At 28.0% G+C, this 21,580-nt stretch carries 26 protein-coding genes, 1 pseudogene and 1 riboswitch; of the genes and pseudogenes, 15 read left to right on the top strand and 12 right to left on the bottom strand.

The window, feature by feature from the left end; all coding sequences use genetic code 11:
• Positions 1 to 11 precede the first annotated feature (11 nt).
• The 3 genes from fliD (at position 12) to ACH5BF_RS09615 (ending at position 2,064) form a co-directional block, all read left to right on the top strand.
• Entirely contained in the window at positions 12 to 1,373 is a 1,362-nt protein-coding gene (gene fliD, locus ACH5BF_RS09625) for a flagellar filament capping protein FliD (protein ID WP_423274028.1), read from the top strand.
• An 89-nt stretch (positions 1,374 to 1,462) separates the two neighbouring features.
• Positions 1,463 to 1,819: a flagellar export chaperone FliS gene (gene fliS / locus ACH5BF_RS09620; protein WP_423274027.1), complete on the top strand. Its 357-nt coding sequence runs from the start codon at positions 1,463 to 1,465 to the stop codon at positions 1,817 to 1,819.
• Entirely contained in the window at positions 1,795 to 2,064 is a 270-nt protein-coding gene (locus ACH5BF_RS09615) for a hypothetical protein (protein WP_423274026.1), read from the top strand. The genes fliS and ACH5BF_RS09615 overlap by 25 nt, the downstream gene beginning before the upstream one ends.
• Here the strand turns inward: ACH5BF_RS09615 and tilS are convergent.
• From tilS to ACH5BF_RS09570, 9 genes are all read right to left on the bottom strand, one after another.
• Positions 2,053 to 3,030: a tRNA lysidine(34) synthetase TilS gene (tilS, locus tag ACH5BF_RS09610; protein WP_423274025.1), complete on the bottom strand. Its 978-nt coding sequence runs from the start codon at positions 3,028 to 3,030 to the stop codon at positions 2,053 to 2,055. The genes ACH5BF_RS09615 and tilS overlap by 12 nt on opposite strands.
• A 1-nt stretch (position 3,031) precedes the next feature.
• A complete protein-coding gene (gene rimO / locus ACH5BF_RS09605; protein ID WP_423274024.1) occupies positions 3,032 to 4,384 on the bottom strand; it encodes a 30S ribosomal protein S12 methylthiotransferase RimO in 1,353 nt (450 codons plus the stop codon).
• Positions 4,385 to 4,450: 66 nt separating this feature from the next.
• A complete protein-coding gene (panC, locus tag ACH5BF_RS09600; protein WP_423274023.1) occupies positions 4,451 to 5,269 on the bottom strand; it encodes a pantoate--beta-alanine ligase in 819 nt (272 codons plus the stop codon).
• Between the two features lie 23 nt (positions 5,270 to 5,292).
• Positions 5,293 to 6,252, bottom strand: coding sequence for an ABC transporter permease (locus ACH5BF_RS09595; RefSeq protein ID WP_423274022.1), 960 nt, complete (start codon positions 6,250 to 6,252; stop codon positions 5,293 to 5,295).
• A 65-nt stretch (positions 6,253 to 6,317) separates the two neighbouring features.
• Positions 6,318 to 6,752 (bottom strand): GNAT family N-acetyltransferase, encoded by a 435-nt coding sequence (locus tag ACH5BF_RS09590; RefSeq protein WP_423274021.1) that lies wholly within the window; start codon positions 6,750 to 6,752, stop codon positions 6,318 to 6,320.
• The gene (locus ACH5BF_RS09585) at positions 6,753 to 7,205 is read right to left on the bottom strand and encodes a MarR family winged helix-turn-helix transcriptional regulator (RefSeq protein WP_423274020.1); all 453 of its coding nucleotides are present in this window, start codon (positions 7,203 to 7,205) and stop codon (positions 6,753 to 6,755) included.
• A 179-nt stretch (positions 7,206 to 7,384) separates the two neighbouring features.
• Positions 7,385 to 8,050 (bottom strand): DUF799 domain-containing protein, encoded by a 666-nt coding sequence (locus ACH5BF_RS09580; protein ID WP_423274019.1) that lies wholly within the window; start codon positions 8,048 to 8,050, stop codon positions 7,385 to 7,387.
• A complete protein-coding gene (locus ACH5BF_RS09575) occupies positions 8,050 to 8,406 on the bottom strand; it encodes a DUF4810 domain-containing protein (RefSeq protein WP_423274018.1) in 357 nt (118 codons plus the stop codon). Before ACH5BF_RS09575 ends, ACH5BF_RS09580 begins: the two co-directional genes overlap by 1 nt.
• Before the next feature lie 14 nt (positions 8,407 to 8,420).
• The gene (locus tag ACH5BF_RS09570) at positions 8,421 to 9,071 is read right to left on the bottom strand and encodes a CsgG/HfaB family protein (protein ID WP_423274017.1); all 651 of its coding nucleotides are present in this window, start codon (positions 9,069 to 9,071) and stop codon (positions 8,421 to 8,423) included.
• Between the two features lie 129 nt (positions 9,072 to 9,200).
• Between ACH5BF_RS09570 and acpS the strand changes: the two genes are divergently transcribed.
• Positions 9,201 to 9,551, top strand: a complete 351-nt coding sequence (gene acpS / locus ACH5BF_RS09565; protein WP_423274016.1) for a holo-ACP synthase — start codon at positions 9,201 to 9,203, stop codon at positions 9,549 to 9,551.
• A gap of 34 nt (positions 9,552 to 9,585) precedes the next feature.
• On the opposite strand, the gene ruvX is transcribed toward acpS, so the two are convergent.
• The gene (gene ruvX, locus ACH5BF_RS09560; protein WP_423274015.1) at positions 9,586 to 9,966 is read right to left on the bottom strand and encodes a Holliday junction resolvase RuvX; all 381 of its coding nucleotides are present in this window, start codon (positions 9,964 to 9,966) and stop codon (positions 9,586 to 9,588) included.
• Between the two features lie 65 nt (positions 9,967 to 10,031).
• On the opposite strand from ruvX, the gene serB reads away from it, so the two are divergent.
• The 3 genes from serB to ACH5BF_RS09545 all read left to right on the top strand — a co-directional run bounded on the left by serB (position 10,032) and on the right by ACH5BF_RS09545 (position 13,168).
• Positions 10,032 to 10,652, top strand: coding sequence for a phosphoserine phosphatase SerB (gene serB / locus ACH5BF_RS09555; RefSeq protein ID WP_254576424.1), 621 nt, complete (start codon positions 10,032 to 10,034; stop codon positions 10,650 to 10,652).
• Between the two features lie 11 nt (positions 10,653 to 10,663).
• Complete coding sequence (locus ACH5BF_RS09550) at positions 10,664 to 11,656, top strand: transaldolase (protein WP_423274014.1); 993 nt, start codon at positions 10,664 to 10,666, stop codon at positions 11,654 to 11,656.
• 147 nt (positions 11,657 to 11,803) lie between these two features.
• Positions 11,804 to 13,168 carry a class II 3-deoxy-7-phosphoheptulonate synthase gene (locus tag ACH5BF_RS09545; protein ID WP_423274013.1) on the top strand — a complete coding sequence of 455 codons (1,365 nt, stop codon included), beginning with the start codon at positions 11,804 to 11,806 and terminating at the stop codon, positions 13,166 to 13,168.
• A gap of 63 nt (positions 13,169 to 13,231) precedes the next feature.
• Here ACH5BF_RS09545 and ACH5BF_RS09540 read toward each other — a convergent pair.
• Together ACH5BF_RS09540 and gatC are read right to left on the bottom strand one after the other, a co-directional pair.
• Positions 13,232 to 13,528: pseudogene (locus ACH5BF_RS09540) on the bottom strand (arsenate reductase family protein); the annotation flags it as partial.
• A 62-nt stretch (positions 13,529 to 13,590) separates the two neighbouring features.
• Positions 13,591 to 13,881 carry an Asp-tRNA(Asn)/Glu-tRNA(Gln) amidotransferase subunit GatC gene (gene gatC / locus ACH5BF_RS09535; RefSeq protein ID WP_423274012.1) on the bottom strand — a complete coding sequence of 97 codons (291 nt, stop codon included), beginning with the start codon at positions 13,879 to 13,881 and terminating at the stop codon, positions 13,591 to 13,593.
• A 220-nt stretch (positions 13,882 to 14,101) separates the two neighbouring features.
• Positions 14,102 to 14,177: riboswitch (cyclic di-GMP riboswitch) on the top strand.
• An 81-nt stretch (positions 14,178 to 14,258) separates the two neighbouring features.
• Here gatC and ACH5BF_RS09530 point away from each other — a divergent pair.
• Genes ACH5BF_RS09530 through ACH5BF_RS09495 form a run of 8 tightly spaced genes read left to right on the top strand, consistent with a single transcriptional unit; the run spans position 14,259 to position 21,574 of the window.
• The gene (locus ACH5BF_RS09530) at positions 14,259 to 14,453 is read left to right on the top strand and encodes a hypothetical protein (protein ID WP_254576419.1); all 195 of its coding nucleotides are present in this window, start codon (positions 14,259 to 14,261) and stop codon (positions 14,451 to 14,453) included.
• A gap of 48 nt (positions 14,454 to 14,501) precedes the next feature.
• Complete coding sequence (locus tag ACH5BF_RS09525; protein WP_423274011.1) at positions 14,502 to 14,930, top strand: prepilin peptidase; 429 nt, start codon at positions 14,502 to 14,504, stop codon at positions 14,928 to 14,930.
• A 35-nt stretch (positions 14,931 to 14,965) separates the two neighbouring features.
• A complete protein-coding gene (locus ACH5BF_RS09520) occupies positions 14,966 to 16,555 on the top strand; it encodes a CpaE/TadZ family protein (RefSeq protein ID WP_423274010.1) in 1,590 nt (529 codons plus the stop codon).
• Positions 16,555 to 18,156, top strand: coding sequence for a TadA family conjugal transfer-associated ATPase (locus ACH5BF_RS09515; protein WP_423274009.1), 1,602 nt, complete (start codon positions 16,555 to 16,557; stop codon positions 18,154 to 18,156). The genes ACH5BF_RS09520 and ACH5BF_RS09515 overlap by 1 nt, the downstream gene beginning before the upstream one ends.
• 3 nt (positions 18,157 to 18,159) lie before the next feature.
• Positions 18,160 to 19,086 (top strand): type II secretion system F family protein, encoded by a 927-nt coding sequence (locus tag ACH5BF_RS09510; protein WP_423274008.1) that lies wholly within the window; start codon positions 18,160 to 18,162, stop codon positions 19,084 to 19,086.
• Positions 19,086 to 19,928 (top strand): type II secretion system F family protein, encoded by an 843-nt coding sequence (locus ACH5BF_RS09505; RefSeq protein WP_423274007.1) that lies wholly within the window; start codon positions 19,086 to 19,088, stop codon positions 19,926 to 19,928. The genes ACH5BF_RS09510 and ACH5BF_RS09505 overlap by 1 nt, the downstream gene beginning before the upstream one ends.
• 18 nt (positions 19,929 to 19,946) lie before the next feature.
• On the top strand, positions 19,947 to 21,134 hold the full coding sequence (locus ACH5BF_RS09500) for a hypothetical protein (protein WP_423274006.1): 1,188 nt from the start codon (positions 19,947 to 19,949) through the stop codon (positions 21,132 to 21,134).
• Positions 21,131 to 21,574 carry a TadE/TadG family type IV pilus assembly protein gene (locus tag ACH5BF_RS09495; protein WP_423274005.1) on the top strand — a complete coding sequence of 148 codons (444 nt, stop codon included), beginning with the start codon at positions 21,131 to 21,133 and terminating at the stop codon, positions 21,572 to 21,574. Before ACH5BF_RS09500 ends, ACH5BF_RS09495 begins: the two co-directional genes overlap by 4 nt.
• Positions 21,575 to 21,580 lie beyond the last annotated feature (6 nt).

Genomic DNA, 21,580 nt, shown 5'->3' with positions numbered 1-21,580 from the left:
AGGAGTAAGTTATGGCTGATGGTATTTTAGGACTAGGAACAGGACAATCTACTGCATTAAATCAAGATTTAATTGATAAATTAAAAGCAGCAGAAAGAAAAGCTAGAGTTGAACCCTTAGAAACAAATTTAGAAGATATTGTAAAAGAGAAAGAGACTTTCGCAACTATTAATTCTAAAGTAAATGAGTTACTAGAAACAGTAAAACCTTTTGACTTATTTGTTACTAGTGGATCAAATGCTTTTGAAGAAAAATCTGCTACAACATCTGGTGATTCAGTAGTATTTAATGCTACAGATTCTAAAAATGTAAATGTAGGTATTACAACTGTAAATGTACAAAGTTTAGCACAAAAAGATGTTTATCAATCAGATGCAATTGATGCAGCAACAAAAGATGCTTTAGGTGATATAGGAGCATTAAATATAGAGATTGATGGAACTGTTCATACTTTTAATACGGTTGATTATGCAACTTATGATGAACTAGCAACTGCAATTAATGAAAAAGTTGGAATTCATGCTTCTTTAGACCAAGTAGGTACAGATTCATATAGATTGGTTTTAAAAAGTGAAGAGTCTGGTTTAGCTAATGCTTTAACTATATCAGGAGCTGCTAGTCAGGCTTTAGGTTATACAACAGATGGAACTACTGTAAATGCTGCTAACCATACATTAACTGCACAAGATATGAGTTTAGAAGTTGATGGTGTTGCTTATACTTCAGCTGAAAATAAAATTACTGTTGATGGTTTAGATATTACAGCTACAAAACTTGGAGAATCTTCAATTAATGTTAGTAAAGATACTTCTTACATTGAAACACAGATCAAAGATTTTATCACTAAATTCAATGAATTAGTTGATTTAGTTAATGAAGAAATAGATAGTGCTGATAGTTCAATCTCTGATAAATCATCTTTAAGAACTCTACTTTCTCAAGTTAAGGAAAAACTATTTGGAGAGTATGGAGAAAATTCTGATAAATCTTTATTTAACTATGGTTTTGAGTTAGATAAAACAGGAAAAATTTCATTAGATACTGTTGCTTTTAATGAGGTTCTAACTAACAATCCAGAAGAGTTAAAAGAGTTATTTGTTGGTACTGCTGCTAAAGAAGGTTTTGGTACACAATTAAAAGCAGCTTTAGATGAAATGAACTTTACAGGTGGATTACTTGATACTTATGAAAAAGGTATTGATTCAAGAGAAGAAACACTTGAAAAAGAAAAAGAAAAAGCTGTAGAGGCATTGGATGATAAATACAGCCAATTAGCAAATCAATTTGCAGCATATACTGCACTTATTACACAATTTGAATCATCTTTCTCTGGACTTAAAATGATGATCCAACAATCTACTACTTCAGGATAATAAAAAGAGAAAATTATTTTTTCTCTTTTTGTTTAAAATTAAGCTAATATATAATATACTTATTACTAGATGAAAAACGGAGATACTTTATGGGATTAGATATATATAATCAACAAAATGCAGTTTCAGATGATCCTTATGTACTGATACTTAAATTATACGAAGGTATAATTAAATATCTTTCATTTGTAAAAAATGCAATGGAAGAGGGTGATATTGAAGCTAAGTTTACATATATAAATAAGACAATTGCTATTTTTGATGAATTAAGAAATGTACTAGATTTTGATGGTGGTGATGTTGCTTATTATTTAGATGGATTATATCTTTATCAAATTGAGACACTTTTTTCTGCTGGTATTGACGATAATATAAATGCTGTAAATCAAGTAATGAAAGTAGCACAAGGGTTAATAGAAGCATGGAAAGAAGAGACAGGTCTGTAAGGGCCTTAGAAGAATTAATCAGAATTGATTCCCTAGATTCTTATGAAAAAGCAGATGCTCTTGTATCTTGGTATGAAGAGTATATAGGTCAAAATAGCATAGAAGATTTTGACTTAGAGCTTGAACAATTAAAACAGTTGGAAGAACTGTTCTTCAAAAGTATAAACTTTTTAAAAAGACAAAAATCACAAGCAAAAACAGATTTAGATGAAGCAAGAAAAATGAGAAAGTTTTTAAATAATTAAGCTTTCAATTTCTATTTTTTCTTTATATAAATAAGCTCTAATATTTTTAGGTATTTTTTTTACTCTACACTTTTCTTTAAACTTTTTATCCATAGTTATTTTAAAATTTGGACATATAAAAATATAGTTATTTGTAATGCTAATTGCAACTTTATGGGATATAATAATCTCTTTTTGTTTTAAAATCTCATTTCTTGAAGCTTTAGATAAAATATATCCTCTCCTTTTTAAACTTTTATCTATAATTCTAATATTTAGATTATCATCATTTGTATTTTTAAAAACTTCTAAATCTTTTAATTTCTGTAGGCAATCACTATTTTTATTTAAAGAGTTAATGTCTTTTTGTAAGTATTCAAAAGAGTTTATTACTCCGTCTTTAAACTCTTTTAAAAATTTATCACTAAAGTTATGTCTAAAATAGTTTCTTTTGTATTTTGTATCACTATTTGTCTCATCAATAAAATATTTAAAATCATTTGCTATTAAATACTCTTGAAGTTCATCTTTTGTGATATTTAGAAGAGGTTTATATATTTTATAAAACTCTTTTTCTTCCCAACTATTAAAGCCTATTAGCTCACTTAATCCTGCACCTTTTGAAAGTTGCATCATAAACCATTCTAGCTTATCATTTAGTTGATGTGCAGTAATTAAAGTAGTATAGCTGTGTTTTCTGATAAGCTCTTCAAAAAAGTTATATCTTATATCTCTTGCTTTTTTTTCAAAGTTAGAACCCTCTAAAAAGACTTCTTTTATAAAAATCTGTTTATTATATTTAAGGGAGAGTTCTTTTGCGTAAGATACTTCTTCTTTTGATTGTTCTCTTAAATTATAATCAACAATGGCTATATCAAAAGGGATATTGTTTTCAAGAAGAAGGAAAAATAGTGCACTGGAGTCTACTCCTGCTGAAAAAGCAAGAAGGTTTTTAGACTCTTTTATTGCACTAAAGTTTAAGTTCATGTTATTTAATAACAGTTGCTAGTAGTTTATCACCTACAAGTTCAGTGATTTTTACAGTATAGATTTTTCCAAATTCTAACTGTTTTTGTTCACCTTTTTCATCTGTTAATTCATTGTCATTGATGTAGATCTCTCCATCAATATCAGGAGCCCATACAGTTTTTCTAGCACTTAATAAGTACTCATGCTCTTCACTCTCACCATCAACATATACTTCAAAAGTTTGACCTACTTCTTTTTCAAGTGATTCTTGAGTTGTTTGGGCAATGATTTCACCTAAAATATCTGCTCTTTCATCTATGATTTCTTGTTCAACTTTTGCATCTGATTTTGAAGCTGTTGTTCCTTCTTCATCAGAGTAAGAGAATACATTTGCTCTATCAAACTTATACTCTTCAATATATTTTGCTAAAGCTTCAAAATCTTCTTGTGTTTCACCTGGGTGACCAGCTATAAATGTAGTTCTTACAAAAGAGTTTGGTTTTGATTTCATATGATCCATAAGCTCAATTAGTTTTTCAACACCTTTTCCTCTTTTCATAATTTTTAACATTGAAGGAGTGATATGTTGAAGTGGCATATCAAAGTAGTTTACAAATACTTTAGAATCAGCAATTTTGTCAATAAGTGATAATGTAGTTGTTGATGGGTAAAGGTATAAAATTCTAGCAGTTTTTATCCCTTCTATTTTTTCAACAGCTTCAACTAACTGCTCTAAACCATCTTTGTGTCCTAAATCTCTTAAGAATGAAGATGAGTCTTGAGATACAAAAGAAAAGTCAGTAAATCCTTGTTGAACTAGAGATGTTACTTCTTTTACTAGTGATTCAAGTGTTCTTGAGTGAAGTTTTCCTTTGAAACTAGGAATAGCACAGAATGAACAGGCTTGGTTACATCCTTCACTTAATTTTACGTAAGCATGGTAGTTAGAACCAGTGATAACTCTATCATTTGTTTCACTTGCTAAGAATACTTCATTTGTGAAGTTTGATCTTTTAGCATTTACAAGTTCATCAATTCTATCATAGTCACCAACTCCTGTAAATACATCGATTTCAGGTAGTTCTTTTTGTAGCTCTTCTTTGTATCTTTCACTTAAACAACCAGCCATAACTAGAACTGATTCTTCTTTTCTTTCATCATGTAAATTTAAAATCGTATTAATACTCTCTTCTTTTGCCGAGTCAATAAAACCACATGTATTTACAATAATAACATCTGCTGTTGAAGAATCATTTGTAAGTGTATAATCTTTTAATTTTCCAAGCATTACTTCTGAGTCAACAAGGTTTTTTGTACAACCAAGTGAAACAAGATGTAATGATTTATCAGGATTTTTAGTAGTAAATTTCATTTAATATTTAAACCTTAATTTTTTCGCAATTTTAGCATAAAAGCTTTTTTTTGTAAAATATTTGTTTTATAACCAAATATTATCAAGAAGTCTTGTATTCCCAAATCTAGCAACTACTAGAATTACTGTATTTTTAAGCTCAATAGTTTCTATTTCATTAAATTCTCTATCAACTATTGCTACATACTCCACATCAAGACTTGACATAACCTCATAGATTTTCTCTTTTACTTTTTTTACATCAAGTTCACCTTTTGCTATAAGTGAAGCAGCACTATAAAGTGACTTTGAAATAAGTAATGCATCTTTTCTTTGAATTTCATCTAAATATACATTTCTTGAACTCATAGCAAGTCCATCTTTTTCTCTCACTATATCACAAGGTACTATGTTTATTGGTAAGAAAAGGTTTTTAACCATTTGTTGAATAAGCGATAGTTGTTGTGCATCTTTTTTACCAAAGTATGCATTTGTTGGTTGAGTTAATCCAAATAGTTTTAAAACTACTTGTAAAACACCATCAAAATGACCTGGTCTTGTTTTGCCTTCTAACATATAGCTTTTATTTGGAGCTTTTATTAAAATCTCTTCACTTCCATACATAGTAGAAATTTCAGGCATGAAAAGATAGTCAACTTTACACATCTCACAGATTTTTTTGTCTGCTTCGTCTTTTCTTGGGTATGCGTCTAAATCTTCTCCTGGAAGAAATTGCGTAGGGTTAACAAAGATAGATACTATAACTATTTCATTTTCTTCTCTTGCTTTTTTGATTAAAGAGATATGTCCATCATGTAAAGCTCCCATTGTTGGTACAAAACCAACTGTTGAGTTAATATTTTTTCTAACTTCTTGTAACTGCTCAATAGTTTTTAAAACTTTCAATTATGTTTCCTTAATTAAATTTCTTATTTTCCATCATAGTTTGGGTTTAGTTTTAGTAGAACTAAGTCTGCTAAGATATTTCCAAGAAGTGTTAAAAATGCTCCGATGATTAATATTCCCATAATTACAGGATAGTCATGAGCTAAAGCACTTTGGAAAAATAAAAGTCCCATTCCATCAATAGAAAAAATTGTTTCAAGTATTACTGAACCACCAATAATTCCTGGAAGTGATAATCCAAGTAGTGTAATAACTGGTGGATATAGATTTGGTAAGATATAGTATCTTAGAATTTGTTTGTTATTTAAACCTCTTGCTTTTGCAAAGAAAATATAATCAGACTTTAAAATCTCAATAGTAAGCGATCTAATATATAAAGTCAAACTTCCAATTCCACTAAATATTATGATAGAAATAGGAAGTATTAAGTGCCATGCAAAATCTAAATAGTAAGTTAAACTTCCATCATCTGGTACGGAGTGTAAACCTGCTATTGGTAAAACTTCAAAGTTTATAGCAAAAATTAAAACTAAAAGCAAGGCTAAATAGAAAGATGGCATAGAAAAACTAAGAAGTGATAACTGTCCTGTGAATCTATCAAAAAAACTATTTTTATTTAATGCTGCTTTTATTCCAAGATAAAGTGAAATAAAAAAGATAAAAACCATTGAGATTATATTTATTGTAAGTGTGATTGGAATTCTACTTAATATCTCTTCTTTTACTTGTGAACCACTAGCAAAAGAAATACCAAAATCAAGTTGAACCATAGCTATAAGCCATGAAAAATACTGTACATATAAAGGCTTATCTAGTCCATAAATAGCTTTTAGTTGAGCAATTGACTCTTCTGTAATATTAGGGTTTAACTGCCCACTTGCAAAAAAAGAGTTTGGCGCTGCATTTATAGCTATAAATGAAATCAAACTAATTATAAAAAGCATAACTAATAAATACAATAGCTTTTTTAATAATAGTTGCATCTAGTTTTTAACCTTTTTCATTTTATTTTGGGCTATTCTACCATTTTTTATCTGTGATTTATATCTTAAGATTTTTCCATCCAATAATGAGGAATACCATCTTCAATATGTTCATTTTTTATTGCTTTAAAACCAAAGCTTTCGTAAAATTTTTTTAGATATGACTGGGCTTCAATAATTACATTTTTTTCAGGCCATTGTTTATTTATTAGTTTTAGAGCTTCTGAAATAAGTTCAATAGCATAACCTTTTTTTCTAGAGTTTTTTTCTACTAAAACTCTACCAAATGATATTTTCTCGTCACTTTTTTCTAAAACTCGCAAATATGCAACTATGTTTGAGTCTTCTTTTATAAACATGTGAATAGCTTCTAAGTCTTTGTCGTCAATATCGTTGTAAATACAGTTTTGTTCAACAACAAAAACTTCTGCTCTAATTTTCAAAATATTATAAATCTCAGTATTTGTTAATTCATTAAAATTTTTTATTTCTATTTTCATTTAATAATCTCTTTTTTTCCCTTTTTTTATTTCTTGCCACTCATTTTCTATACGTATTCTCATAGAATGAAGCATTTTTAATAACTCTTTTTTTTCTTCTTTATCAAAATCTATCAAAGAGATTTTAGAACTATGGTTTTCTTCTTTTTCTAAAAAAGAGTAAATATCTTTACCTTTTTGAGTACAAAATAGTTTGAACTCTTTTTTGTTGTCTTGTGTTTGGACTTTTTCAAGGTAGCCTTGCTCTATTAGTTTTTTTACAGCCTTAGCGGTAGTTGTTCTATCTACTTTTAGTAATTGTGAGAGTTTTTCTTGAATAATTCCTGGGTTCTCATAAACTCTTACTAAATATAAGTATTGATTTTTTCCTAGTTGTATATCTTTGAACTCAATATCGCTAATAGTGGCTAAACACCTAGAGATCATTCCTATCTCTCTTAATATCTCTTTCATTTTAGTTCCTTTTGATATATTTTATACTAATAATATTGAAAATTCAATAATATTATAGAATATTCAATAAAAGATGATTTTGAGATAATCAAAAAAGATAAAAGTATTAAGTATTAGTTATTAAGAGAGAGTGTATTTTAACTTCTCTCTTAATAATTTTGATTAGATGTTATTATGGGTTATTTTAGTTGTAGGTCTTTATTAAAGTTTGGTGAGTAACTTCCATATAAAATACAATCATTACAATTTGTTCTAAATAAGATATTATTAGCAATCATTGATGCTTCATATGCTTGATCAGTTGATTCATTTACAATCTGAGCAACTACAGCAGTAACTAACATACCAATTAATCCGCCACCACTATCACCAGAAGATTTGATAAATTTAGTTTCTTTATTCCAAAGTATTTTTCCACTATGTAAATCTACTAATTTAGCTTCTAATTCTATTTCCGTTTTACTAGATAAAACAGCATAGTTATTACCGTATTTTTTAACATTTATATATAATACTGAATCTGCTCCAAAAATCTCTTTTAATTTTTCTAAAGAAACATTTCTAATTTCTTTTGCTTCATATACTCCATTGTGTTTAAATGTTTCATTTACTAAAGCAGGAGGGAAAACATAATAACCAGCTTCACTTAAAGGTAAAATTGAGTTAGCTAGTGTAGCCGAACTACCTTTTATATCTAAAGATTCATTTGTTGGTAATACAACTAAAATAGATTTAGGTTTATTTTTAGTAAAAGAACTATAATCATATAACTCTTGATTTTTAGCACAACCTGATAAGAAAATCATAATAGTAATTGAAAATAGGGTAATAAAAATATTTTTCATTACTTCACTCCTTTATTTTTTAAAAAAGTAATATACTGTTTTGATTCAGGAAACATTTCTATCTCTTTATCTAAATTCATTATTGATTTAGAATTATTCCCAATTTTAGAGTATAAAAGTCCTAATTGTGCATACATTCCAGGAGCAATTTTTTTCTTATTAGCATAACTATCTTGAATGATTTTTTCTAAATTAGAGATTTGAGTGTTTATATCACCTTCTTCATTTAATGATTCATATACAGAATCAATATAAGCTCTATCCCAATGATAAATAGTTTGATTAGCATTACTACCACAACCAGTTAATAAAATTACAAAACTACCTATTATAAGAGTATTAATAAAATATTTCACTTCACACTACTTTCTTAATGAACTTTTTTTGTTAAGTTATTTACTGCTTCATTAATTGCTAGACTTAAAACTTTATCATTTAAAGTTGCATCATAGCCAGCTGTTCCACCAAATCCTATAATCTCTCTATTTGATAATGCAAATTCTCCCGCACCTTGTGAAGAATATACTACAGCAGTAGTATTAACATCAATAACATTTAAATTAACTTTTGCGTAAGCTACTTGTTTTTTACCTTTTCCAAGTATTCCAAAAAACTGGTGATCACCTACTGTTTTTCTACCAAATTCTACTACATCACCAGATATAACATATTTAGCACCTTTTATATTTTGATTTACTTTTGAAAAATTACTTTCTTGTTTTAATGCAGTTAGATTTGTTCTATCAAGTACTAAGAAATGACCACTTTGTTGTAAACTTGTAGTTAAAATTGTTTGTGCTTGGTTTCCTAATCTATCTTGACCATTTGAAAATATACCATTGTTGTATGCAGATCTATTATCAAATCTACCAATTGAAACCATCATCTTTTCACCACTATATAGAGTTCTTTCAACTTTATTTTCTGGTACTTTTATAGATTGTGAACTTTCTGTTGCACAACCACTAAATAATGTAATTAAAGATGTAGCTATTAAAGCAACTTTTAGTTTTGACATCATTTTGTCTCCTTGTGTTATTTTATTATTTTATTGTATCAAAAATAAAATTAATTATTGTGTGAAATAATTTGCATATATTTTATGTGAAACAACGCTATAATTATTAAATTAATAAATAGGTTAAAAAGAATGATAGGTATAGATGTAGCTTCTGTGGATAGAATAAAAAGAATGTATGAGAAGTTTGGACGAAAGGCTTATGAAAGATTTTTAGATGATGAAGAGATTGAGCTTATAAAAAGACCTGAGAGTGCTGCTGGTTTTTGGGCTGCTAAAGAGGCTGCTTCAAAAGCTTTGGGTACTGGTATTGGTAAAGAGTGTGGATTTCATGATATTAAAATCAAAAAGTCAAAGCTTGGTGCTCCAAAAATAAAATACAAAAAAGAAATAAGAAAAAAGTATAAAATCAAAAAGTCTTATTTATCAATAACTCATGACCAAGGTTTAGCAATTGCCGTGGTTCAAAATACTAAAAAATAGATTTTACTTAAAGAAAAGGCAGAGATATTTAGTATTAGTTTTTTGCTAAATATCTCTCTAGTATAATTTTTGCTGCAAGAGAGTCAACCCTTCCATCTCTTTTGTATTTGATTTCACCTTTCATCATATCTTCGGCTTCAATTGAGCTCATATTCTCTTCTTGGAATTCATAAGGTATATCAAGTTCTAGTAGTTTTACAAAGTGATTAATTCTTTTTTGCATATCTTCACTTGCACTAGGAAACCCAACTATTAATTTTTCAATTTCCCACTCTTTTAAAAAAGCATTTACATCGTTTGAGGCTTGATTTCTATTTTTTCTCAGAATCGCTTCTTGTGGTGTTACTATGTTTGAACTAAGACAGATTGCAACTCCTATTCTTTTAAGTCCTATATCAATACAAGCTAGTTTCAATCAGTTTCCTTTAGTTAATTTTAGATATTATTATAACCTTTAAAGAATAAAACTAGGGAAAATTAATGAAATTAGCTGTATTTGATTTTGATTCAACACTTATGGATGGAGAAACAATTGACTTTCTTGCAAAACCTTTAGGATTAGAGGAAAAAGTTGCAGGAATCACTGAAAAAGCAATGGCTGGAGAGTTAGACTTTTTTGAATCTTTAATTGAAAGAGTATCTTTACTTGAAGGTTTAGAGTATGCAAAAGCTGTAGAGATTTGTAAAGACTTACCATTAATGCCAGGTGCATATGAGATTATTCCTGAACTTAAAAAAATGGGATATAAAGTTGTATGTTTCTCAGGTGGATTTAGAATAGGAACATCTCCTGCAAAAGATAAACTTGGACTTGATGCTGATTTCTCAAATGTATTACATGAAAGAGATGGTATCTTAACAGGACTTGTTGGTGGAGACATGATGTTTGGATATTCAAAAGGTGATATGATTCAAAGATTACAAAATATTTTAGGTGTTTCAAAAGCTGATACTTTAGTTTGTGGAGATGGAGCAAATGACTTATCAATGTTTGCTCATGCTGATACTAGAGTTGCATTTTGTGCTAAAGAAGTATTAAAGAAAGAAGCTAATATTATTGTTGACACAAAAGATTTAACAAAAATCTTAGATAATTTATAAGGGAAATAAACATGAGTTTAAAAGAAGATATTAACTACTCTTTATGGTGTGATTTTATTGAAAGAGATTTCTTAGAAAATAGATTTCAAGAGATTATCAAAGATGAGGTAATACAAGGTGCTACTTCAAATCCAGCGATTTTTGCATCATCTATTACTAACTCTGTGGCATACAAACAACAACTTGATATGTTACAAGCAAATAATGCAAAAACAATCTATGAAGAGTTAGCTCTAACTGATATTAAAAGAGCTGCTTGTTTACTTGATGAATTACATAAAAATGATGCAGATGATGGATTTATTTCTATTGAAGTTGACCCAACACTTTGCGATGATGCTCAAGGTACTATAGAAGAGGGTGTTAGATTACATAACTCTATTGGTGCTGATAATGTGATGATTAAAGTTCCTGCTACACAAGCTGGATACATTGCAATGAGAGAGTTAACATCAAGAGGTATTCATGTAAATGCAACACTTATTTTCTCAGTTGACCAAGCTGTTAAATGTGCACAAGCTTTAGATGAGGGAATTAAAGAATCAAATAAAGATATAAAAGCAGTTATTTCTGTATTTGTTTCAAGATTTGATAGATTATGTGATGGTGATTTTATGCAAAAAGGTTTAGAAACTTCTAAACTTGGAATTGTTAATGCAACAAAATGTTACCATGAAGTTAACAAATTTGAAAATAAAAACATCAGAACTCTTTTTGCAAGTACTGGTGTAAAAGGTGATGATTTAGCACCTTCATATTATGTAGATAACTTAATCTATCCAAACTCTGTAAATACTGCTCCTTTAGCAACTATTGAAGATTGGGTACAAGTTGGTTCAAAAGAGCAATCAGATATCATGACTGAAAAAGAGTGTGATGAGTACTTTGAGTTATTAGAGTCAAAAGGTGTTAATATGAATGACATCTATGAAAAACTTTTAGTTGAAGGACTTGATGCATTTAAAGTATCATTTAAAGAGTTACTATCTAAATTAGTATCTTAATCTTACAGACATATTAGAGTTTCTAATATGTCTTTTTATCCTAAAAACCCCTTAAATAGTTACAGAATAGTAACAATAACAACTTATCTTATTAAGTATATTTTAGATAGAATCATTAATTATTAAATAAAAAATAAAGGCAAAGAAATGAAAAATTGGAATCCAAGTAGTTGGAGAGATTTTCCAATCAAACAACAACCAACATATAATGACTTAGAAAAATTAAAAAAAGTTGAGAATGAACTAGGTTCATATCCACCTTTAATTTTTGCTGGTGAAGCGTTAAGTCTAAAAAATAAGTTAGCTGATGTTGTAAATGGAAAAGCTTTCCTTTTACAAGGGGGAGATTGTGCTGAATCATTTGCTGCATTTGATGCAAACAATATTAAAGATTTATTTAAAGTAATGATGCAAATGGCAGTAGTTTTAACTTTCTCTGGTGGATGTCCTGTTGTAAAAGTTGGACGAGTTGCTGGTCAATTTGCAAAACCAAGAAGTGCAGATTTCGAAGAGATTGATGGAGTTTCTCTACCTTCATATAGAGGGGATATTGTAAATGATATGGCATTTACAGAGAAAGCTAGAAATCCAAAAGCTAAAAAATTATTAAAAGCTTACAATCAAAGTGCAGCAACTATGAACCTTTTAAGAGCATTCTCTAGAGGTGGTATGGCTGATTTAAATCAAGTTCATTTATGGAACCTAGGGTTCTTAAAAGACCATGAATTAGATGAAAGATATCAAGATGTTTCAAATAGAATTTCTGAAGCATTAAACTTTATGAAATCATGTGGAATTACAAGTGCAAATACTGCACAATTAAGTGAAACTACATTATATACTTCACATGAAGCATTATTACTTAACTATGAGGAAGCATTAACTAGAAAAGATTCAATCACTGGTGATTGGTTCAACTGTGCTGCTCATATGTTATGGATTGGTGATAGAACAAGAGATTTAAAAGATGCTCATATTGAGTACTTTAAAGGTATTAAAAACCCAATTGGATGTAAAGTTGGTCCTACTATGAGAGAAGATGAACTTATTCAATTAATTGATACTTTAAACCCAGAAAATGAAGCTGGAAGATTAAACCTAATTGTTAGAATGGGTGCAAATAAAATAGAAGACCATTTCCCTAAATTACTTGCAAGAGTTAAAAAAGAGGGTAAAAATGTATTATGGTCATCAGACCCAATGCATGGAAATACTATCAAAACTGATAATGGTTACAAAACAAGAGATTTTGAAGCTATTTTAAGTGAAGTTAGAAAGTTCTTCCAAATTCATAAAGCAGAAGGTACATATGCAGGTGGTATTCACTTAGAAATGACTGGACAAAATGTAACAGAGTGTACAGGAAGTGCAAGTTCTGCTATTACTAAAGAAGGATTAGCAAGTAGATATCATACTCAGTGTGATCCAAGACTAAATGCAGACCAAGCTTTAGAGTTGGCATTTATGATTGCTGATACACTAAAAGAAGCAAGAAAAGATATTATTGTTTAATCAATATATCTTAAATAAAAAAAGGGGAAGAAGTTAAACTTCTTCCCCTTTTTTAGTTTTTTACTATAAAAACTTTTGATTATATTCTTCTTCATTGAAACCAACAACTACATCGTCACTCATTTCAACTATTGGTCTTTTTAAAAGCATTGGCTCTTTGCATAGCCACTCAAACTTACCTTGTTCATCAAGATTAAGCTCTTTTAATTTTAAACTTCTATATTTAGTTCCTCTACTATTAAAAACTAAATCAATTCCTGCTTTTTCAATCCAAAACTCGATAGAAGTTGAAGTAGGAGTCTCTTTTTTTGTATCAATAAACTCTACTTCTATATTGTTGTCCTTAAAAAACCTTAAGGCTTTTCTAACAGAGTTTCAGGTTTTTATTCCATAAACCTTAAACATTGTTTTCCTTTTATTTATTACTCAATAATCTTTGGAACTACAAAGTATCCATCTTCAGATTTTGGAGCATTTTCTAAAATATGATTTGATAACTCTAAATCTTGTTTTGCAACATCTTCTCTTAAAGGAGTTCCACCTTCAACTGTATTGAATGTCGCTTCAATCTTTGATACATCAATCTCATTTAAGTTCTCAACGAAGTTGATAATATCAGCTAGTTCAGATTTTAAGTTCTCTTTTCTTGACTCATCAATCTCTAAACTAGAAAGTCTTGATAATTTCTCAATTAGTTTATCATCTACTGTCATAGTTTTCCTTATTGGTTATATATAAAAGTGATTATATCAAAAAAGAGTTTGTAGGGGCTTTAAATACTATTTATTCTTCTAAATGAAACTAACATACAATAATTTTAACAGTAATAAATAATAAAGTTATGGAAATTATTTATAATCTTGTAAATGATACATTTATAGTACTTTTAAGTAATACTTAAGAATATATGTGTAACAATTACAATAACGACATATTAGTGATAGCCAAACTTATCGTGAGGTAGGGACGGAAAGCCACGGGTCTTGTTGAAGATAGCCGGGTTGCATTCTTTTTTATTATTAATTAATATTGCAACTACAGTAAAACTCAACATAAATAATTTTAATACTTATCAAACAAGGAGAACGAAATGTTAGATTTCTTAAAAAGAAGATTAAAAAGTGAAAAAGGTGCAATGGATAAAATTCTTGTAACTTTATTGTTAGTAATTGTAGGTGTTGGAGCTGTTGTTGGTTTAAATACTTGGGTTGATGGAGAAAAAACTAAAGTAGAAACTGCAGCTACTAATAAAATTACTGAAGTAACTGGTTCAACTTCAGAGTAATTTGAAAAGTAAAAGAGTTTACTCTTTTACTTTTTATTAGAAATACTTGTGTTTACAATAATCTTTTATATATTTTCCGCTTTTTTATCTTATACTGATTTTAAAAAATTTTTAGTACCCAATAACATTCTTATTACAATGTCAGCAATGCTTTTAATATTTGGTACTTTGGAATCGAAAATATATATAAGTTCTATTGTTTTATCTTTAATGGTTCTTTTCTTTTTTATTATTGTTATGCTACTTAATAGGCAAATGATATTAGGTGGTGGGGATATAAAATATATGATGGTTGTTGCTCTTTTTTTAGGAGTTAAACCTTTTGCTGTTTTTTTAATAGTTACAGGTGTTTTACAAACCATTGTTTTATTATTTATGCAAAAAATAAAAGGAAGAAGAGTAGCTGCTATGGTGCCAGTTATGTTTATTTCTGTTATAATAGTAGAGATATTGACTTATTTTAATATATTTATATAAAAATATATTAAAGTTTGAAAGATTAGGAAGATACGATGACATTAGATGATTTTAAAGACAAACTAGAATCCAATAAAGAGTATGCTATTCTTGATACTCAAATTGAAGAAGCACTTGAATTATTTGCTGATCTTACAAACTTAGATGAGATTTCATATTATAAATATGAGTATGAATATAATAACTTTTTTCATCAATTTACTATTGATAATGATGGGCAAAGACTTGAAAAAGCAAAAAATGACACTCATAAATATAAAATTATTCTAAGAAAAGATAAGCTTGTATATGGTTATGTAAGTATAAATAAAAGAGTTAAATCTTCATCTGTTATAAAGAAAATCCTTAAAAAATTAATTAAATATCTTGACAAACAAAAAGAGTTAGAGAAGAAACTTTTAGGTTCTGATGTTTCTTTTAATATATATTTATTTCATGATGATACATTAGATATGTTAGCTCAAAACCTAAAAGGTGGTCTTGAAGGATTATTTAATGTTGATGTTGTTGTTGATAGTTCTATTGAAAAACATATTTCATCAATCAAAGATAAAGAAACAAAACATATTATAGTTTATTTAATAGATGATGAAAGAAATATAAAAAAACATGAATCTGTTATCAAAGCTTTAAATGAACTTATTATTGTAATAGGGCCAAATGACCATAAAATATCAATGTATTGTGGAAAACTTGGTATTCAAAATTATATTTCAATAAATGAGTTTAAAGCTGAGTCTATTAAAGAAATAATCTTAGATACAAGAAATAATCTTTTAAATAAAAATAAATATGGAAATAAAATCATTGCTTTAAGTGGGATTACTGGTGGTATTGGAACTACTACAATTGGTATGAACATGTCTGATTTATTATCTCAAAATCTTCCAGAAAAAAATATTTTATATATTGATTTAGCAACTACAAAAGCTGTAAGTAATCTATTTTTGCAAAAAAACCCATTACCAAATAAGACTATAGTTGATTTAATCAATACTAGTGAATTTCATTTAGAAAATAACTTACAAAATGGATTATGTAAAATTAGAGAAAATTTCTACTGTATAACAGGAATTCAAAAACATATTGATAAAGAGTATATAGAAAAAGATGTTTTTATAAGTAAGCTTTTAGAGTATATCTCAAGTTCAAGTGATTATTTTAATTTTATTATTATTGATTTAGGTTTAGCAGATGCCTCAAATTTAAAAACTACAATTTATGATATTGTAAATGAGATTTGGCTTCTAACAGAAATGAATCTTCCTCATATCTCAAAAGTTAAAACTTTCTATTCTTTAATGAAAAGAGCAGGACTTAAAGAAAAAATATCATTTATTGTAAATAGATATGATTCTCAAAATGCTATTTCAGTAAATGATGTAACTTCAATCTTAAATATGACAAGTGGAGATAAAATCCAATTTGATGATTATAAAATACCTAATGATTATAAAACTTTAGGTAAATGTTGGAACTATTGTGAGTTGGCAAGTAGTACTGAAAAAGACTCAATATTTATAGAAAAACTTGAAGATATTTTAAAGAAAAAAGAGTTTTATAAAGGTGAAGATAAAAAATCTTCACAAAGCTTTTTTTCATCTTTATTTAAAAAGAGTAAATAATGAGAAGTTTAAGAGATTTAATTGAAGACCAAGAAAAAAACAGCATTAGCTTAGATAAAGATATTGAAGAAAAATCTTTTGAAGAAGATATTGATGTAAAACATACAAAAGAAAAAATCACAAAAATAAAAAAACAAGCTGTTAATTCTGTACTTGAATTCCCAGAGATTTATACTAATAAAGAGTTATATGATTTAGCTTTAAGAATTAATGATAGCTTTATGATGAATCTTAAATCTGACCAAAAAATCACTGAAGAGAACCTAGAAGAAGTTTTACCTGATTATATACAGTCTTACAACAATGAAACAAGACATCTTTCAAAAGAGCATTTAGAAGATATAAAACAAATGATTATAAATAATATTGTTGGGTACGGACATATCTCAACAATTTTCCAACTGGCAAAAGATGGTTTAAATGATGTAATTGTAAATACAAAAGATTATGTAGATATTATCTATAAAGGTAAGACTGAACAAACACCTTTTACTTTTAGAAGTGAAGAAGAGCTTCGAAAAGTTATTGATAAAATGCTTGCTGAAAATAATAGAAAAATTGATGAAGCTCATCCTATTATTTCAAGTAAATTAAATGATGGTTCAAGGGTAGAAGTTCAAATTCCTCCAATTGCTGCAAATGGTGGAAGTTGTATAACGATTAGAAAGTTTAATGAAATACCACTTTTATTAGAAATGTTAATAGACGCAGGTCAAATGGATATGAAAATGGCATATTTCCTAGTAAAAGTTTCAAAAGGAAAATGTAACATTATTGTATCTGGTGGTACATCAAGTGGTAAAACAACTTTCTTAAATGCAATGACACGATTTGTAGATGGAAATGAACAACTAATGGTTATTGAGGATACAAGAGAAATGCAACCTCAAATGCCTTGTCACTCTATTAGACAGTATGAATCAAGAATGGCAAATGAAGAAGGAAAAGGTGCAATTCCTTTAGAGTATTTATTAAGATCAGCTCTTAGATCAAGTCCAAGAAGAATTATTGTTGGTGAGTGTAGGGGACCTGAAATTGTTGTAATGTTAAATGCCATGAATACAGGACATCCAGGTTCAATGACTACTGTTCATGCTGATAGTACAAAAGAGGCTCTTGTTAGAATTGAGAATATGTATTTAGAAGCTAGACCTAGTGCAAATATCAACTTTATTAGGACACAAATTGTTTCTGCTGTTGATTTGATTATTCAGTTAGTTAGATTTCCTGATGGTACAAGAAAACTTGTTGCTATTTCAGAAATTGAGAGAAGAATGGAAGATAATGGTGTTGTATCTTTAAATAATATATTTGAATTTAAAAGAGATACAAGTGATTTAAAAAGAACAAAAGGTGAGTTTCAAACATTAGCAACGCCAACAAGAACAATTGATCAGATGAATATGTTTGGTGTTGATATTGATAAAAGGGTTTTTGATCCAAATTTTGAAATGCCAAAATCAATGCTAATTGAAGCTTTGGAGACAGATTTACCATCAGTAATGTGTGGTTGGAAAGATGAGTTCTTAAAAGTATTCCTTGAAAGAGACCCTCAACTTTTCCATAAATGGCCACATTTCTTAAAGATGAAAGAAGAGTAAATTATGGATAGTTTAGTTCTATTTTTTATTATAGTAATACCTGTACTACTAATTAGTTTTAGTTTTTACTTATACTCATTTTATATAAAAATGAATCAACAAAAAGTAATAATTAATACTTTAGTAAATACGAATAGTAAAATCTTAGATAATAATAGAACTGATAATACATTTGAAGATGATGCAAATTTTTTAAGAAAAAAACTTAGATTTGCGGGGTTTTCTACTCAGGGAGCTGAGTATGTATTTATCTTAATTTGTATTGGATTTGGGCTTTTAGCTAGTTTTTTTATCTTTTTAATTGCAGGTTCTAAAATTATATTTATTTGTACTTTTCTAATATTCATGGGGTTTCCATACTTGATTTTAGTGAATATTATAAAGGCTAGACAAGAAGAGTTTAACTTTGCATTAAAAGAGATTATTGATAAAGTTACTAGTATGATGAGAAGTGGTGTTGGATTTGAACAAGCTTTAAAAAAATCAATTCTTACTTCAAAATCAAAACTTGCACAAAAAGTTTTAGGTATTTATATAAATGAAAAATCAGTAATTGGTGAGGATAAATGTTTTGAAAAGATGTTTAAAATCATTGAATCAAGAGAGCTTAGAATTTTTTATCTAACAATTTCAATTGGTAGAAAATCAGGTGGTAAGTTCTCAAATACACTAGAAAAATTAAGAAAAACACTTCATGACCAAGGTGAGATAAAACAAGAGATTACTTCTTCTACAAAAGAGATAAAAGTGGGTACTTATATGATTATAGGGCTAATTATCTTCACTTATATGATGATGAATAGTGCTTTAAATAACTCTTTAAATGCGCACTTTTTTGGAAGTGATATTGGTAAAATCCAAATGTTCTTTATTATTGTATGGATTGCATTTGGATTATTTGTAAATAGCTTATTAACAAAGATAAAGTAATGGATAGAGCACTTTTAGTTTTCATATTAGCGCCAATGTTAATAGCAGTATTAGTAGTTGCTACTATGCTAATAATGCAAAGAAGAAAACAACAAAAAAACATTGTACTTCTTTCAAAATTAGATAATAAAGCAATTATTGAAGAGCAGAATAAAGGTGATAATAAAAGTAATGCCAGTTTGAATATGCAATTAATTCAAGCTGGAATTACTTATAAAGAGTATACAGAAGCTAGATTGCTTTTTGCTTTAATTGGAATAATAATCATGGGTGTTCTTCCTTTTTTCTTCTCCACAATGGTAGCAGTAATAAGTGTTGTTGCTGGTATTTTATGTATTGCTTTTGGAGGTAAATTTTATTTATCAATAGCAAAAGCTGAGAGAATTGAAAAAATAGATAGAGACTTAGGAATATTTTTAGATTTAGTAAATGTAATACTTGAAGCAGGTGGAAGTTTAAAAAATGCTTTTTTTGAAGTATCTAAAAGGGCTCATGGAATAATCGATGAAGAGTTACTAAAAGAGATTTCAATTTTAGAGTATGAAATGACAAACTATTCTACTAAAGTTGCATATGAAAATCTAAAAAACAGAGTAGATAGTAGACAGCTTGATAAGATTATTGATTTTTTAATACTTAGTGAAGAGACAGGTATTGGAGTAAAAAATATATTTACTATGCAATCAGATGAGATGAGAAAAGAGAAATTCTATAAAATTAAAGGGAAGGTAAATACTTTAAATATGTATTTAATGCTGATTATTTTCCTTTTTGTTTTACCTGCATTTGGGGCATTTATTGTTTTCCCTATTATGGGTGGAACTTTAACAATAGGAATATAAATTTAATAAGGATTTAACATGCAAGTTAACAAACAAATAATTATAATACTAATTTTAGCCTCTTTGCTATTTTCAGCATTAGGAGCTGCTTTTTATTTCTTCAAAAAGAATAAACAAGCCCAAAAGAGTAAAGATGAACTTGTCACGATTTATATTGCTAAAGATGATATAAACAAAGGTACTTTAGTTACTGTAAATCAAATGGCACAAACTCGTATAGCTAAACAATTCTTATTAAATACTCCTTTAACAAAAGAAGAGATAATTGGTAAATATACTAGTGAGAAAATCTATAAAAATGAGATGTTCCTAAAGCAAAAGCTTACTACTAAAATAGAAAAAGAAAGAGCAAAGATACTTGATTATTCAAATAGTAGTTACAATATGAAGTTTTCTATGTTTGATAATCCAAACTATACTTTAGTTCAAGGTGATTTGATAAATATTATCTCTGTTTTACCAAAAGGTGAACCAAATAATAAAGGTAAATATTTAGATTTTGATGTTCAATATGTGGCTGATAATATCAAGGTTTTAGGTTTTATCAAAGATGGTGTAAATCAATCTACAAGTATCACACAAGAAAAAGTAAAAAAAGTAGTAAAGAAAAAAGTAATTGAAGAAGTAGTAAATGTAAAAGCTCAAGAGTTAATACTTGATATAAATCCAAATGTTTTAATCTCTTTAATCAAAGATTTCAATAAAGGAAATCAATTATGGATGGTAAAAACAAAAGAGTCTATTCAAATTAAACCTTTAGATGAGATGACAAAAGAAGAAGTAAAAGAGTTTAAAGATGAGAAAAAACAAAATGTAGTTAAAAAGGTTTATAAACCAAAAGTATATAAATATCAATGGTATAAATCAAAAGTAAATACTATTACAAAAAGTGCTGTAATTGACTACTCAAATGATAAAAATGATTCAAAAACTAAAACAAGAAGTGTTGAAATAAAAGTAGATTCTCAAAAAATTTGTAATTCAATAACAGATAAGTTGGTAATAGGATATGTAAATAGATTTTATTTAAGAAAGGCTCCTACAACAAAGTCTACTAAGAAAGCAATATTAGAAAAAAATACAATAATTCCTTATCTTAAAAAAGTTGATGGTTGGTATGAGCTTTGTGATGGTAACTTTGTAAGTGAAAAGGTTGTAAAACCAGTTTCTTACTCATTTGCAGTTAAAAAAGCAGGTCAAAGATGAAAACAAAAGAAATAAAAAATAACACAAGCTTTAAAGACGCAGTTGTAGAGCAGATTGTTCTATGGATTGTGATTTTTATATCTTTTGTTAGTATTTTATTTTTTATAATTGATTATTCAAATGCATTAAAAGTTAGTGAAAATTCAGATTCAATTGCAAATTATACAGCAAGAATGGTGGCACTAAATTCTAGTGATAGTGATATAGCAGATGGAATCAACAAAATTAAAGGTGATTATGTAAATACAGTTAGCGCTTCAAGTATTAGCTGTAGTGAAGACACAACTGATTCAAGTAGACAAGTGATAGTAAATATATATGCAACTTTATCAAATAATATTTTACTGTCAGGAAGCAATAATATTCACTCAAAGGCAGTTGTTTATAATGAGAGTAGTGAATATAAAAAAGAGTGTAGTTTAACACTTAGTTTAAAGTAGGAGAGA

Source organism: Arcobacter pernae, from assembly GCF_049472135.1.
Classification (GTDB): domain Bacteria; phylum Campylobacterota; class Campylobacteria; order Campylobacterales; family Arcobacteraceae; genus Arcobacter_B.
This window is presented reverse-complemented; position numbering and strand designations above follow the sequence as displayed.